This window comes from Streptomyces sp. NPDC056361 (assembly GCF_042262805.1).
Classification (GTDB): Bacteria; Actinomycetota; Actinomycetes; order Streptomycetales; family Streptomycetaceae; genus Streptomyces.
On sequence record NZ_JBHJQI010000081.1, the window covers coordinates 22981 to 36507 of the forward strand.

Consider the following 13527-nt stretch of genomic DNA (forward strand, 5'->3'; position numbering starts at 1 on the left):
CCCGCCCGGCAGAGCTGCCGGTCCCGGCCGACGGACGCCGGTGCGGCGCACCGGCCGCTCTCGGCCGGCGGACAACGGTGGGGCGCACCGGCCGCCCTCAGCAGGCAGACAACACTGGGGCGCACCCGCCGCTCTCTCGGCCGGCGGACAACGCCGGGGCGCACCCGCCGCCCTCAGACGGCGGGCGCCTCCGGGGTGCACAGCACCTCGACCCGCTGGACGAGGTTGTTGGCGAAGCCGCCGCGGTTCCACGGCGCGGTGAGCGGCTGGACGTTGCCGTCGGCATCGGTGGCCCGGACGGTGAGGTGGCGCAGTCCGGGGGTGGCGGTCCAGGTGGTGCGCCAGGCGGACCAGGCCCAGGGGTGGGCGGGGTCCGGTGCGAGCTCGGCCCCGGTCCAGGCCGCCCCGCCGTCCTCGCTGACCTCGACGCGGGTGACCGGGCCGTGGCCGGACCAGGCGCGTCCGGTCAGCGTGACGGGGCCGGGGCGGACGACCCGGGTGCGGGACATGAAGTCCGGGAAGCCGGGCGGCACCATCAGGGCGCGGGGCGCGATGAGGGTGACGGGCTCCCCCGGGTCGGCCGCCTCCTGGCGCAGGCGGTAGGCGACGCTCTGCTGGAAGCCGGTGTACGGGGTGTCGGTGAGCGTGATGTCGTGCAGCCACTTCACGTGGGCCATGCCGTACCAGCCGGGGACGACGAGCCGCAGCGGGCTGCCGTGCTGCGGGGGCAGCGGCGCGCCGTTCATCGCGTACGCGACGAGGACGTCCCGGGCCGGGTCGGCGGCCGTCGCGAGGGGCAGGGCGCGACGGTAGTCCTGTTCGACGCCCCGCTCGACGCCGTGGTCGGCGCCCGTGAACACCGCTTCGACGGCGTCCTCGGCGGTACCGGCCTCCGCGAGGAGCGCGGCCAGCGGGACGCCGGTCCAGTCGGCGGTGCCGACGGCCTCGACGAGCCAGGGCTGGCTGACGGGCCGGGGCGTGAGCCTGGCCCGGCCGTTCCCGGCGCACTCCAGGGTCACCCGGCGGGTAACGGCGGGCCGGGCGCGGAGCGCGTCCAGGTCGAGGGAGAGCGGCCGGAGCACCCGGCCGCCGACGGTGAGCCGCCAGCCGTCGGCGTCCGTGGCGGGGATGTCGTAGTGCACCAGGACGTAGTGCAGCCCGGGCGGGGTGACGTCGTACCGCAGCGCCTCCAGCGGAAGGCCGTGGTTGCGGGCGGCGAGGGCCAGCTCGTGTTCGCTGACGCCCTCCTCGGGGCCTGCCACGCGCCCCGGCGCGCTGATGTCGCCCAGGCCGCTGAGGGATCCGTCCATGCCTTCATGGTGCGCCGCGCCCTCGGGAGTGTCTTGTCGATCAGGCCGTGCGCGCGGCGTGATCGGCAGGACACTCCCGAGGGCGCGGCACACCCGGGCCGTCAGCCGTACCGGGGGCCGCGCAGGGCGCGGTCGAGGCCGTCCTGGGGGAGGCCGGTGAGGGCGCGGACGAAGATCTCCTCGTAGGCGGGTTCGCCGATCGACGCGCGCACGGTGTCCGTGTACTTCTCGTGGAGGGCCCGCAGGCCGGGCAGGCCGCGCCGGGGCTGGCCGGTGGAGCGCCAGTAGGCCTCGCCGGTGCCGGAGACGTCGGCCGCGCTCTCGCCGTCGCCGGCCGCTGCGAGCGCGGTGGCGAGGACGTCGAGGCCGAGGGCGACGCCGAGGCTGGCGCCGAGGCTGCGGGTCCCTTCGAGCATGGCGCGGGCGTGTCCGGAGGCGGCCGCGGGGTCGCCCTCCAGGAGGCCGGTGAGGGCGAGCTGGTACTCCAGGGCGGTGCGGGTCCAGTGCTCGTCGAGCTCCCTGCACCGGTCGCGCAGGGCGAGCGCCCGGTCCCGGGCCTCGTCGAGCCGGCCGAGGCCGGTGAGGGCGAAGACCCGCACGAGGTGGCAGCGGAGCCGGGCCGCGGAGTCGGCGAGGCCGCCCGGCGCGGCGTCGAGGACATGGCCCACGACGACGTGGGCGGCCATGGCGCGGCCGGTGGTGAGGGCGAGGAGCCCGGCGAGGGCGGCGGCGTCGAGGGTGAGGTCACCGGGCCGGTCGCGCCGGCCGCCGCGGCCGGGTCCCGCGTGGTCGTCGTACCCCGCGTCCGCCGCGTGGTCGGCCTGCTCGGCCGACTCCGCGTACCGCGCCTCGCGGGCGCACCGCTCGCTGACGTCCTGGGCGGGGGCGAACTCGCCCTGGAGGACGAGGGTGACGCCGAGGGCCCACAGGGCGCGGGCCCGGACGCGGCCGCGGACGCCGCTGAGCAGCAGGGCCTGTTCGAGGCCGTCGCGGGCCTCCCGGAGGCGGCCTCGGCAGGACCAGGCGAAGGCGACCGAGCCGATGAGGTCGAGGGCGGCGTCGGGGTCGGTGCGGAGCAGGCGGTCGAGGGCGGTGCGCAGGTCGGTGTGGTGGGCGTCGACCGTCCGGTACCAGCGGAGCTGGCGGGCGCCGTGCCACTCGGTCTCGGCCCGGCGGGCCAGGCCGCGGAAGTGGGCGGCGTGCCGCTCGGCGACGGCTCCCGTCTCGCCGGTGCGGTCGAGCCAGGTCGCGCCGTACTCGCGGATCGTGTCGAGCATCCGGTGCCGTCCGGCCGCGTCGGCCGCCCGGACCACGGAGGCGCGGACGAGTCCGTCGAGGGCGCCGGGCAGGGTCGCCCGGTTCAGCGGGCCGCCGACGCACACGGCGGTCGCCGACGCGAGGTCGAACGGGCCGCGGAAGACGGAGAGCCGGGCCCAGAGGAGCCGTTCGAGGGGCGCGCTCAGTTCGTGGCTCCAGCCGATCGCGGCGCGCAGGGTCTGGTGGCGGCTCGGCCACACCCGTTCCGTGTGGGCGAGCAGGTCGAAGCGGGTGCCCGGCGGGGCGTCGAAGCGGCTGCCGAGCTGGTCCCGGACGGCTTCGGCGCCCTGGAGGCGGATCTGGGCGGCGGCCAGTTCCAGGGCGAGCGGGATGCCTTCGAGGCGTACGCAGATCTCGCCGGCCGGTCCCGCGGCGGGGAAGTCCTCGCCCGCGGCCCTCCGGAGCAGTTCGAGGGCGTCCTGGCCGGCGGGCGGCAGCGGGTCGAGGGCGATGACGTGCTCGCCCTCGACGCCGAGGGGGCGCCGGCTGGTGGCGAGCACGGTGAGTCCGGGGGCGGCGGCGAGCAGTTCGGCGACGAGCCGCGCGCAGGGTTCGGCCAGGTGCTCGCAGGAGTCGAGGACGAGCAGCAGCCGGTCGTCGGCGAGCCGCCGGCAGAGGCCGGTGGTCGCCATGCCCGGTGTGTGGTCCGAGAGGTCGACGGAGTCGGCGACGAGCGCGACGAGCAGCCGGTCGCCGTCGAGCGGGGTGAGGTCGGTCCACCACGCCCCGTCGGGGTACCGCTCGGCGACGCGGTGCGCAGCCCGGAGCGCGAGGCGGGTCTTCCCCACTCCCCCGACGCCGGTCACGGTGACGAGGCGGTGTTCCGTCAACGCGACGGATATTCGCTCCAGTTCCGTGCGGCGCCCCACGAAACCGGGGTTCTCGTCCGGCAGATGTCCACGCACGGGAGCAGTGTCCCTCATGAACGCCGTGAACGGGGGTGCGGAGTGCGTTCGTTACCCAGCCTCGACCCTGACGTCGACCGAGTGCCATCCCTGTGCCCCGTCCGGCATGGTGGGGGTGCGCCGTTCGGGCTGGGTGGTGCCGGTGCCGTCGGTGGCGCGGACGGTGAGGGTGTGGCGGCCCGGGGTGGCGGCCCAGGGGTAGGCCCACTGGCGCCAGGTGTCGCGGCTGTCCTCGGCGGCGAGCGTGGCGTCGTGCCAGGGGCCGTCGTCGATCCGCACCTCGACGCGGCGGATGCCCCGGTGCTGGGCCCAGGCGACGCCGGCGACCATGACGGTGCCGGCGGCGGGGCGGGCGAAGGGCCGCGGGGTGTCGATGCGGGACTGGGTCTTGATCGGGGCCTGGGCGGCCCAGCCGCGCGGGACCCAGTAGGCGTCGTAGGCGTCGAAGGTGGTGAGTTCGATGGACTCGATCCATTTGCAGGCGGAGACGTAGCCGTAGAGGCCGGGGACGACCATGCGGACGGGGAAGCCGTGGGCGAAGGGGAGGGGTTCGCCGTTCATGCCGAAGGCGAGGAGGGCGTCACGGCCGTCCATGACCGCTTCGACGGGGGTGCCGATGGTCATGCCGTCGACGGAGCGGGCGACCAGCTGGTCGGCGGGGCCGCCTTCGGAGGGCGGGCGGACGCCGGCCTCGCGGAGCAGGTCGGCGAGGCGTACGCCGAGCCAGCGGGCGTTGCCGACGTAGGGGCCGCCGACCTCGTTCGAGACGCAGGCCAGCGTGATGTCCCGCTCGACCGTCTCCCGGGCCGTCAACTCCCTCAGGTTGTACGTGCGTTCCCCGCGCACACCGCTGCCGTACAGGCGCAGCCGCCAGCGGTCGGCGTCGACCTTCGGGACCACGAGCGCGGTGTCGACGCGGTAGAAGTCGCGGTTGGGGGTGAAGAAGGGGCCGATGCCGGGCACGCGGAGCTGCGCACCGGGGGGCGCGGCGGGCGCGGGCGAGTCGGGCCGGGGCAGTCGCAGCGCCGCGCGGGAGGCCTCCGCGTGTTCCTGTACGGGGGTGCCGGCCATCCTGCCGAGTGCGGCGGCGCCGGTCGCGGCGAGCCCGGCGGAGCCGGCGACGATCAGGAAGCCGCGCCGGTCCGCTCGGTCCGTGCCGGGCCTCGGTGTGCGGAGGCGGCCGGCCAGGACGTACAGCAGCGCCGCGCCGGCGGCGGCCCCGGCGAGGGAGGGCACGGCGTCGACGGCGGAGTCCGAGTCGGGGCGGGTGACGGCGGCGAGGGCCCCGAGGACGCCGAAGGCGCCGACGGCCGCCGCGCCGAGCGGGCGGTGGCGCAGCGCGAGCAGGCCTACCCCGAGGGCGAGGAGCCCGAGGAGGATCAGGATGCCGAGCTGGAGGACGGCCTTGTCGCTCTCGCCGAAGGCGCGGATCGCCCACTCCTTCAGGCCCGCGGGCGTCCGGTCGACGACGGCGCCGCCGACGGCCGGCACCGGGCCCGCCTCGGGCCGTACCCGGGCGGCGACGACGTCGGCGACGGCCAGTGACACGTACGCGGAGATCAGGCCGCCGAGCGCGGCGAGGAGCCGGTCGGTGCGGGTGGGTTCGTACTCCGGCTCGCGCGCGGTCCTGGTGGCGTTCATGGTGGGTTCTTCGGCACGCCGGGCCGCCCGGGCGGCCCCCCGAGGGGCGCTTCACCCGGATGGCGGAGCGACCGGCCGCGCGTCGCCCGCCCGGGGGTGTCCCGTCGGTCGGGCCCCGCGAGCCGGGCGGGACTTTCCGGACGGGGCCTAGGGCTTGTCGAGGTGCTCGCCCGGGGTCGCCAGGTCCTGCACCGCCTCGGCTCCGACGACCGCTCCGGTGGACTTGCGGCCGCGGCGGAGGCGGCCTTCGAGCCAGGAGGCGAAGGTGGTGAGGGCGAAGTTGAGGATGACGAAGATGACGGCGACGACGGTGAAGCAGGCGATGGTGTTGGCGCCGTAGTTGGCGCTCATCGGGCGGACGGAGGCGAGGAGTTCGGAGAAGCCGAGCATGGCGCCGCCGAGCGCGGTGTCCTTGACGATGACGACGAGCTGGCTGACCAGGGCGGGGAGCATGGCCGTGACGGACTGCGGGAGGAGGACGTAGGCCATGGTCTGGCCCTTGCGCATGCCGATGGCCTTGGCGGCGTCCGTCTGGCCGGCGGGGAGGGCGAGGATACCGGCGCGGACGACCTCGGCGAGCACGGAGGCGTTGTAGAGGACGAGGCCGGTGACGACGGCGTAGAGGGGTCGGGTGTCCGGGCTGATGTCGGTGAACTCGGCGTACGCGGCGTTGGCGAAGAGCATGAGGATCAGCACGGGGATGGCCCGGAAGAACTCGACGACGACGCCGGCCGCGCCGCGCACGGAGCGGTGGTCGGAGAGCCGGGAGATGCCGAGGAGGGCGCCCATGGGCAGTGCGATCACCATGGCGAGTCCGGCGGCGATCACCGTGTTCTTCAGGGCGGGCAGGATGTACGTCTCCCACACGCGGGCGTCGGTGAAGAAGGGCGCCCACTTGGACCATTCGAGCTGGTTCTTCTCGGCGAGGCTCACGACGACCCACCACACGACGGCGGCGAGGGCGACGAGGAACAGCAGGGCCCACAGGAGGTTGCGCCGCCGGGCGCGCGGCCCGGGGACGTCGTAGAGGACCGTCGGTTTGTCCTTCACCGTTTCACCGCCACCTTCTTGGCGACCCAGCCGAGGAACAGTCCGGTGGGCAGGGTGAGGCAGAGGAACCCGACGGCGAAGATCACCGAGATGAGGATGAGCTGGGCCTCGTTCTCGATCATCTCGCGCATCAGCAGGGCTGCCTCGGCGACGCCGATGGCGGCGGCGACGGTGGTGTTCTTGGTGAGGGCGATGAGGACGTTGGCGAGGGGGCCGACGACCGAGCGGAAGGCCTGCGGGAGCACGATGATGCGTAGGACCTGCGGGAAGCTGAGGCCGATGGCGCGGGCCGCCTCGACCTGGCCGAGGGGGACGGTGTTGATGCCGGAGCGGAGGGCCTCGCAGACGAAGGCGCTGGTGTAGGCGGTGAGGCCGAGGACGGCGAGCCGGAAGTTGATGACGGTGAACCGGTCGGCGCCCAGGCTGACGCCGAGGGTCTGGAAGAGGCCGAGCGAGGTGAAGACGATGATGACGGTGAGGGGGATGTTGCGGACGATGTTGACGTAGACGGTGCCGAAGCCCCGCATGAGGGGGACGGGGCTGACGCGCATGGCGGCCAGCAGCGTCCCCCAGACGAGGGAGCCGATCGCGGAGTAGACGGTCAGCTGGACGGTGGTCCAGAAGGCTCCCAGCAGGTCGTAGCCTTCGAGGAAGTCGAACACGGCGGCCGGCTCACTTGACGACGACGCCGATCTGCGGGGCCGGTTCGTTCTGGTAGCCGGCGGGCCCGAAGTTCTTCTTGACCGCCGCCTCCCAGGAGCCGTCGGCGACCATCTTCTCCAGGGCGGTGTTGATCTTGGCCTTGAGTTCGCTGCCCTTCTGGACGCCGATGCCGTAGTTCTCGTTGCTCATCTCGAAGCCGCCGAGCTTGAACTTGCCCTTGAACTCGGGCTGCGCGGCGTATCCGGCGAGGATCGAGTCGTCGGTCGTGACGGCGTCGATGACGCCGTTCTCCAGTCCGGTCAGGCACTCGCTGTAGCCGCCGTACTCCTGGAGCTGGGCGTCGGGGGCGATCTTGTCCTTGACGTTCTGCGCGGACGTCGAGCCGGTGACCGAGCAGAGCTTCTTGTTGTTCAGGTCGGACGGCTTCTTGATCGAGTCGTCATCGGCCCTGATCAGCACGTCCTGGTGGGCGAGGAGGTAGGGGCCCGCGAAGTCGACCTTCTCGGCGCGCTTGTCGTTGATCGAGTACGAGGCCGCGATGAAGTCCACGTCGCCGCGCTGGAGCAGCGTCTCCCGGTCGGCGCTCTTGGCCTCCTTCCACACGATGTCGGACGGGTCGTGGCCGAGCTGCTTGGCGATGTAGGTCGCCACGTCGACGTCGAAGCCGGTGTAGGTGCCGTCGGGGGTCTTCAGGCCGATGCCGGGCTGGTCGTACTTGATGCCGATGGTGATCTCGTCGCCGCCGTGGTCGCGGGGCGCGCCGGCGGCGGCGCCGTGCGCGAAGCCGGCGGAGGTGAAGGAGAGGACGACGGCCGCGGCGACGGCCACGGTGGCCCTGCTGGTCCTGAGCGGGTTCATGAGGATCACCCCTGGGGCTGCTGGTCGGGCGGCGTCCGCTGGCTCAGTGGTGGAGGATCTTGGAGAGGAAGTCCTTGGCGCGGTCGCTGCGCGGGTTGCTGAAGAACTCGTCCGGGGTCGTCTCCTCGACGATCTTCCCGTCGGCCATGAAGACGACCCGGTTGGCGGCGGAGCGGGCGAAGCCCATCTCGTGGGTGACGACCACCATCGTCATGCCGTCCCTGGCCAGTTGCTGCATGACCTCCAGGACCTCGTTGATCATCTCGGGGTCGAGCGCGGAGGTCGGCTCGTCGAAGAGCATCACCTTCGGTTCCATGGCGAGGGCGCGGGCGATGGCCACGCGCTGCTGCTGGCCCCCGGAGAGCTGCGCCGGGTACTTGTCCGCCTGGTTGGCGACCCCGACCCGGTCGAGAAGGGCGCGGGCCCGCTGCTCGGCGGTCTTCCGGTCCTTCTTGCGGACCTTGATCTGCCCCAGGGTGACGTTGTCGAGGACGGTCTTGTGCGCGAAGAGGTTGAACGACTGGAAGACCATGCCCACGTCGGCCCGCAGGGCCGCGAGTTCCCGTCCCTCGGCGGGCAGCGGGCGCCCGTCGACGACGATCTCGCCCGCGTCGATGGTCTCCAGGCGGTTGATCGCCCGGCAGAGCGTCGACTTGCCGGAGCCGGAGGGGCCGATGACGACGACCACCTCGCCCCGGTGGACGGTGAGGTCGATGGACCGGAGGACGTGCAGGGCGCCGAAGTGCTTGTCGACGCCGCGCAGCACGACGAGCGCGTCACCACCGTCCGGGACGGGCATGGCACCCTCCTGCGTCACGCCCCCTTTCTGTCGCTCCCTCCCACGTTCATGCTCCGCCCTCCCCCGGGCCCGCGCACGCCGGACGGCGGGTGCGGAGGGTGAGCGCGCGGACGCGCGCGTGATGCCCGGGAGGGGTTCACGCGCGCGCGTGGGGCACGGCAGGGGTCAGCCGGCGGTTCCCTGGACGGCCCGTTCGATGAGGTCGCAGATCTCGGCGGGGTGGGAGGCCAGCGAGGCGTGGCTCGCGTCGAGCTCGACCACCTCGCGCGCGTTCGCGCGCCGGGCCATGCGCCGCTCGTTGTTCGGGTGGATCATGCGGTCCTGGGTGGAGACCTGGTACCAGCACGGCTTGGTCCGCCAGGCCGGCTCGGTGACCGTGTCGCCGAAGGTGGAGGCCAGCGGGGCCTTCTGCGTGACGGCCATGACCAGGGCCTCGTCCTCGGCGAGGTCCTGGGCGAAGCTCTCGTGGAACTTGTCCTGCTTGACCCAGAGGTAGCCGTCGGAGTCGGGCGCGATGTTCTCGAAGGCGGCCGGCGGGTCCTCCTGGGAGATCTGCCCGGGGCTCTCGCCGTCGGCGGGGGCGAAGGCGGCGACGTAGACCAGGGCGGTGACGTTGGGCAGGCCGCCCGCCTCGGTGATCACGGCGCCGCCGTAGGAGTGGCCGACGAGGACGACGGGGCCGTCGACCTGCTTGACCATCTTCCGGGTGCGTTCGGCGTCGTCGGCCAGGGAGGTGAGCGGGTTCTCGACGGCGTGCAGCTTGTCGTAGCCGCGCTTCCTCAGCTCGACGATGACCTTGGCCCAGTGGGCGGCGCCGCCCCAGAAGCCGTGCACCAGGACGATCGTGGGCTTGTCTGCCATGGGTTCCGTACCGATCTGCGCGAGGGATGGATTCCGCCCCTGGTCCCGCCCCGTGACCCCCGCGGCCACGCTACGGGCAGGGCGGCGGAGCCGCACGTCCGGTCGCCTCCCCGGGCGGCGGGGGCCCGCCGCCGCCCGCTCCCGGGCGCCGCGCCGCGGGATCCCTGCGCACCTCGGCGCCCTGGCGGACACTGGGGGTGGGAGTCGAGTGTGCGAGGAGGGTCCGCCATGAGCAGTGCCGCACCCAAGGTCAGCACGTTGCCGCCGGAGCACCGGGAGCGCCTGATGGCGTTCGCCGTGGACGTGTACTTCGATTCCGGCCATCGCCTCTTCGAGGAGCAGCAGCACGCCGACCGTTTCTGGATCGTGAAGACGGGCGCCGTGACGCTCGACGCGAAGGTTCCGGGCCGCGGGTCGCCCGTGATCGAGACCCTGCGCCACGGGGAGCTGGTGGGGCTGTCCTGGCTGTTCCCGCCGTATCTCTGCCAGTCGGGGGCCGAGGCGATGACGCCCGTGCGGGCGTACGAGTTCGACGCGCAGGCCGTCCGGTCGATGTGCCGCTCGGACACCGAGTTCGGCGCGTCGGTGGTGTTCTGGGTGGGGTCGATCCTGGCCCACCGCCTCCATGTGACCCGGGTCCGGCTCCTGGACCTCTACGCCCCGCACGGGAGCGGCATCCTGGCGTGAGCCGTGCCCCCTTCCTCGTACGCGGAAGGGGGCACGGCCGGGGACGGCGGTCAGTTCACGAAGACGGCGGGGCTGCCTGCCTGGCTGGTGTCCAGGACGGGCCCGTACTTCGCGGAGAAGTAGCCGCTGCCGGGACAGGTGCCGGGTCCGCTGGTCTTGGTGAACAGCTGGTCGGTGAAGGTGAGCGAGTTGTCGGTGTTGGAGGGCGTGGCGGTGAGGCTCGTGGCCCGGTAGACGCAGGTCGTCAGGCCGAGGATGGTGTTGATCTTCAGAGTGGTCTGGATCGGGCCGGCGGCGCCCGCGGTGACGGTGAGGGACCCGCCGGAGGCGACGGCGGCGACGAAGGGCAGGTTGTTGACGGTGATGCTCTGGACGCCGGTCGCGCCGATGATGTTGGTGGTGCAGCTGCTCAGCGTGTGAGCGGTGACGGACTCGGTGGCGGTGCCGGGCGCGGCGGGGTTGCCGGTGACGGTGGCGGTGAACGCCGAGGTGTTGCAGGTGATGCCGGTGCTGCCGCCGGCCGTGGTGGCGATCCTGGCCTTGGTCCCGGTGGAGAGCGAGGCGGAGAGGACGTCGCCGACGGCGACGGCGGTGCCGCCCGCGCCGCCGGTGGTGAGGACGTTGCCGGCGGCGGCGCCCGAGGCGCCGGCCTGGGTGGTCGCGGCCAGCGTGGCGGTGACGGCCAGGCCGATGGACACGAGGAGAGCGCGCTTGCGCATGAGGGTGCTTCCTTCCGTACGGAGTGGGGGTGCGGAACTCGGCTGTGCTCGGCGGTGCGCGTGGGTACGCGGAGAGTGCTGGGGCAGCGCGGACCGGTGCGGGGGTGGCACCGGGCGCACGTGGGGATGCCCGTGAAGGAGGCCGGCGTGAGGGTGCGCGGCTCGACGAGGTGGTGCGCGGCGTGACGTGACGGTGTGCCGCTCTACGGGGTGGTGCACGGCCGCCGCCGGACGATCCGGCGCCACGGATGTCCGGCAGCGGTGTCGCGAGAGGTGCGGGAGCGTGATACTCGGTGCGGTGCGCGGTGGGGACGCGCCCCGTCCCGCGGGGAGCGGCTCCGTCGCTCGGCGCACCGAGAGGAAAACCCATGAGGGTTGTAATCCTGTCGAGTATGTGACGTCAACAACCCCGGGAGGATGTGGCCGATGACGAGTGCTCGCGGAACCGAGGAGGATCTCGTCCTGCCGGGTGCCCGATCCGGACGCGAGCCGGAGCGCTCGCTCCGCCCCGGACCGCGCCGGCTGACGCCCGAGCAGGTGGCCTCGCGGCAGCGGGAGCGACTGCTCGACGGGGTCGCGAGGACGGTCGCGGCGAACGGCTACGCGGGCGCGCGCATCAGCGACATCTGCCGGGCCGCCGGAGTGACCCGACCCGTCTTCTACGAGCTGTTCTCCGGCAAGGAGGACGCCGTCCTCGCCGCGTACCGGGGCGGCACGCAGCAGGTGGTGCGGGCCATGCAGAAGGCGTACGAGGAGGCGGGCGGCGCGGCGGACTGGCCGGCCGCGGTGCGCGCCGGACTGCGGGTGCTCCTGACCCTGCTCACCCAGACCCCGGCGTTCGCCACGATGGTGGTCGAGATCGAGTCCCTGGGGCCGGCGGGACGCCGGGCCCGCGCCGAACTTCTGGCCAGTTTTCGCCGGTTCTTCACCGACGCCCCGCCGGGTCCGGCGTGGGTGCCGCGGGGCGAGCTGGTCGACATCGTGGTGGGTGCCGTCCACGCCGCGGTCCACCGGGCGGTCGACGAGGGCCGGTTCACCGGCATCCCGCTCCTCCTCGACAGCCTGGTGCACGTCGTGGTGGCCCCCTTCACCTCCGAATGATCGATCGTCGGATGCCCAACGAGCCATCGATGCAAGGGAGTTGACCCCGGGTAACAGCAAGCCTTACGGTCCGATCGGTCCCCTGCGGCACGTCTGCCTCCGCACCACGCGAGGAAGACCCGGGCGGGTTGGGGGACGGTCCGCGCCAGGACGTCGCCGCGCAGGTCTGTTTCCTCACTCATGTCAGGAGCACCGCATGGCCCTGTCCGAAGGCTCCCCCGACCAGCACACGAACACCGCCGCGACCGAGGACGGTTCCGGCAGACGCGGCCGGGTCCGCTACCGCCGCGCGGCGCTGATGGGCGGCCCCGCCCTGGCCATCGCCGCCACCCTCGTCGTCCTCACCGCGCAAGGGGCGCTCGCCGCCCAGTTCGCCATCTCCGGAATGCCGTTCACCGTCACCGCCGACTCCATGGAGGGCACCGGCTTCGGCCAGTTCGGCGCCCTCGACAACATGGCCGAGGGCAGCCCCAACGCCGGCGACACCGGCGGGCAGGTGCTGGTCATCGTCACCGCGATCCGCGAGGCGAAGCTCACCAACCTCTGCCAGAGCGTGGAGCTCGGCGGCACGTACCTGCACATCACGGCGGGCGGCGAAGGAACCCCGGTCAAGGCCTCGGGGCTCACCACCGACTCCACCGACATCAGCGGCAAGGTCGCCGACTTCGACAACATCGAGATCGGCGGCGACGCCAGCACCTTCGAGAAGCCGCACGTCAAGGGCCCCCTCGGCTCCTTCGGGCAGCAGGCCGACACCGTCACCATCAAGGACCTGCGGCAGACCAACTACGCCACGACCGCCGTCCGGTTCACCCTGCCCGACCTGCACATGCGCTTCAGCTCGAAGGGCTGCTGAGCGTGGCGCCCGGCCGTCCCCGGCACCCCTGGCGGACCTTCCGGCGCTGGCGGCACCGCCGCCCCTTCGGCGCCGGCGTCACGCTCGCCCTGGGCGGGGCGGAGATCCTGCTGACCCAGCGGGCGAGCATCAACGTGATCCTCACGGCGGGAGCCGACAGCCTGGTGGGCTACGTCCTGCCCGGCCTCATGGTGATCTGCGGACTGCTCGTCGTCCTCAACCCCCGCCAACGGCTCTTCTACTCGGTCGTCGGAGTCCTGGCGTCCCTCGGGAGCTGGGTGACCTCCAACCTGGGCGGGTTCTTCGTGGGGATGATGCTCGGACTGATCGGCAGCTCGCTCGCCTTCGGCTGGCTCCCGGACCGGCCGCCGCGGCAGCGCCGGCTCTTCCGGCGCCGGAAGCCGGGGACGGCCGGACGCACCACGGAGGCACCGACGGCGGCCGGGACGGCCTGAACGACCCTCCCGCACCGGGCCGGCCGGATCCACGCCCGGCCGGCACCCGGCCGGCAGGCCGGTCGACTCCCGGTCAGCACCCGGTCGGCACCCGGTCTCGGCACCCGGTCGTCTACGACGACCGGCGCGCCGACGAGCTCGCTGCCCGCCGCGGACCGCGCCACCGGGACCGACCCGGCCGGGACCGCACCCGAGGGAGCCGGCCCGGCGGAGGCCGGCCCGGGTGGGGGGGGCCGCCACCCGGCCGGGCCCCGCCCCGGCCCGGCCCCCCCCGCCAGGGTCGTATAAACAACAGAAGCAGCCGA

The 13527-nt window shown here is 73.5% G+C and carries 13 protein-coding genes; 4 read left to right on the forward strand and 9 right to left on the reverse strand.

The annotated features are described in order from the left end of the window. Positions 1–173 precede the first annotated feature (173 nt). The 8 genes from ACFCY7_RS24785 to ACFCY7_RS24820 form a co-directional block, all read right to left on the reverse strand. Positions 174–1310 carry a sulfite oxidase gene (locus ACFCY7_RS24785; RefSeq protein ID WP_376488237.1) on the reverse strand — a complete coding sequence of 379 codons (1137 nt, stop codon included), beginning with the start codon at positions 1308–1310 and terminating at the stop codon, positions 174–176. Positions 1311–1411: 101 nt separating this feature from the next. Continuing rightward, a complete protein-coding gene (locus ACFCY7_RS24790; protein ID WP_376488238.1) occupies positions 1412–3550 on the reverse strand; it encodes a regulator in 2139 nt (712 codons plus the stop codon). A 33-nt stretch (positions 3551–3583) separates the two neighbouring features. Further along, complete coding sequence (locus tag ACFCY7_RS24795; RefSeq protein WP_376488239.1) at positions 3584–5173, reverse strand: molybdopterin-dependent oxidoreductase; 1590 nt, start codon at positions 5171–5173, stop codon at positions 3584–3586. Positions 5174–5320: 147 nt separating this feature from the next. Beyond that, the gene (locus ACFCY7_RS24800; RefSeq protein ID WP_376488240.1) at positions 5321–6223 is read right to left on the reverse strand and encodes an amino acid ABC transporter permease; all 903 of its coding nucleotides are present in this window, start codon (positions 6221–6223) and stop codon (positions 5321–5323) included. After that, positions 6220–6885 carry an amino acid ABC transporter permease gene (locus tag ACFCY7_RS24805; RefSeq protein WP_376488241.1) on the reverse strand — a complete coding sequence of 222 codons (666 nt, stop codon included), beginning with the start codon at positions 6883–6885 and terminating at the stop codon, positions 6220–6222. Before ACFCY7_RS24805 ends, ACFCY7_RS24800 begins: the two co-directional genes overlap by 4 nt. A gap of 10 nt (positions 6886–6895) precedes the next feature. Continuing rightward, positions 6896–7753, reverse strand: coding sequence for a glutamate ABC transporter substrate-binding protein (locus ACFCY7_RS24810; protein WP_376488242.1), 858 nt, complete (start codon positions 7751–7753; stop codon positions 6896–6898). A 34-nt stretch (positions 7754–7787) separates the two neighbouring features. Next, positions 7788–8543, reverse strand: a complete 756-nt coding sequence (locus tag ACFCY7_RS24815; RefSeq protein ID WP_376488243.1) for an amino acid ABC transporter ATP-binding protein — start codon at positions 8541–8543, stop codon at positions 7788–7790. A 165-nt stretch (positions 8544–8708) separates the two neighbouring features. Continuing rightward, positions 8709–9404, reverse strand: coding sequence for an alpha/beta hydrolase (locus ACFCY7_RS24820; protein WP_376488244.1), 696 nt, complete (start codon positions 9402–9404; stop codon positions 8709–8711). 228 nt (positions 9405–9632) lie between these two features. Between ACFCY7_RS24820 and ACFCY7_RS24825 the strand changes: the two genes are divergently transcribed. Beyond that, a complete protein-coding gene (locus tag ACFCY7_RS24825) occupies positions 9633–10091 on the forward strand; it encodes a Crp/Fnr family transcriptional regulator (RefSeq protein ID WP_376488245.1) in 459 nt (152 codons plus the stop codon). A gap of 50 nt (positions 10092–10141) precedes the next feature. On the opposite strand, the gene ACFCY7_RS24830 is transcribed toward ACFCY7_RS24825, so the two are convergent. Further along, positions 10142–10810, reverse strand: coding sequence for a Tat pathway signal sequence domain protein (locus tag ACFCY7_RS24830; protein ID WP_376488246.1), 669 nt, complete (start codon positions 10808–10810; stop codon positions 10142–10144). Between the two features lie 426 nt (positions 10811–11236). On the opposite strand from ACFCY7_RS24830, the gene ACFCY7_RS24835 reads away from it, so the two are divergent. The 3 genes from ACFCY7_RS24835 (at position 11237) to ACFCY7_RS24845 (ending at position 13222) form a co-directional block, all read left to right on the forward strand. After that, entirely contained in the window at positions 11237–11911 is a 675-nt protein-coding gene (locus ACFCY7_RS24835; protein ID WP_376488247.1) for a TetR/AcrR family transcriptional regulator, read from the forward strand. A gap of 196 nt (positions 11912–12107) precedes the next feature. After that, positions 12108–12767: a DUF6230 family protein gene (locus tag ACFCY7_RS24840; protein WP_376488248.1), complete on the forward strand. Its 660-nt coding sequence runs from the start codon at positions 12108–12110 to the stop codon at positions 12765–12767. 2 nt (positions 12768–12769) lie between these two features. Then, positions 12770–13222 carry a DUF6114 domain-containing protein gene (locus tag ACFCY7_RS24845; RefSeq protein WP_376488249.1) on the forward strand — a complete coding sequence of 151 codons (453 nt, stop codon included), beginning with the start codon at positions 12770–12772 and terminating at the stop codon, positions 13220–13222. The last annotated feature ends 305 nt before the right edge of the window (positions 13223–13527 follow it).

Bases quoted from the DNA above. Each gene is read 5' to 3' on its own strand.
- ACFCY7_RS24785 (WP_376488237.1), bottom strand. From the start codon at position 1,310: ATGGACGGATCCCTCAGCGGCCTGGGCGACATCAGCGCGCCGGGGCGC.
- ACFCY7_RS24835 (WP_376488247.1), top strand. From the start codon at position 11,237: ATGACGAGTGCTCGCGGAACCGAGGAGGATCTCGTCCTGCCGGGTGCC.
- ACFCY7_RS24825 (WP_376488245.1), top strand. From the start codon at position 9,633: ATGAGCAGTGCCGCACCCAAGGTCAGCACGTTGCCGCCGGAGCACCGG.
- ACFCY7_RS24830 (WP_376488246.1), bottom strand. From the start codon at position 10,810: ATGCGCAAGCGCGCTCTCCTCGTGTCCATCGGCCTGGCCGTCACCGCC.
- ACFCY7_RS24820 (WP_376488244.1), bottom strand. From the start codon at position 9,404: ATGGCAGACAAGCCCACGATCGTCCTGGTGCACGGCTTCTGGGGCGGC.
- ACFCY7_RS24815 (WP_376488243.1), bottom strand. From the start codon at position 8,543: ATGCCCGTCCCGGACGGTGGTGACGCGCTCGTCGTGCTGCGCGGCGTC.
- ACFCY7_RS24790 (WP_376488238.1), bottom strand. From the start codon at position 3,550: ATGAGGGACACTGCTCCCGTGCGTGGACATCTGCCGGACGAGAACCCC.
- ACFCY7_RS24840 (WP_376488248.1), top strand. From the start codon at position 12,108: ATGGCCCTGTCCGAAGGCTCCCCCGACCAGCACACGAACACCGCCGCG.
- ACFCY7_RS24795 (WP_376488239.1), bottom strand. From the start codon at position 5,173: ATGAACGCCACCAGGACCGCGCGCGAGCCGGAGTACGAACCCACCCGC.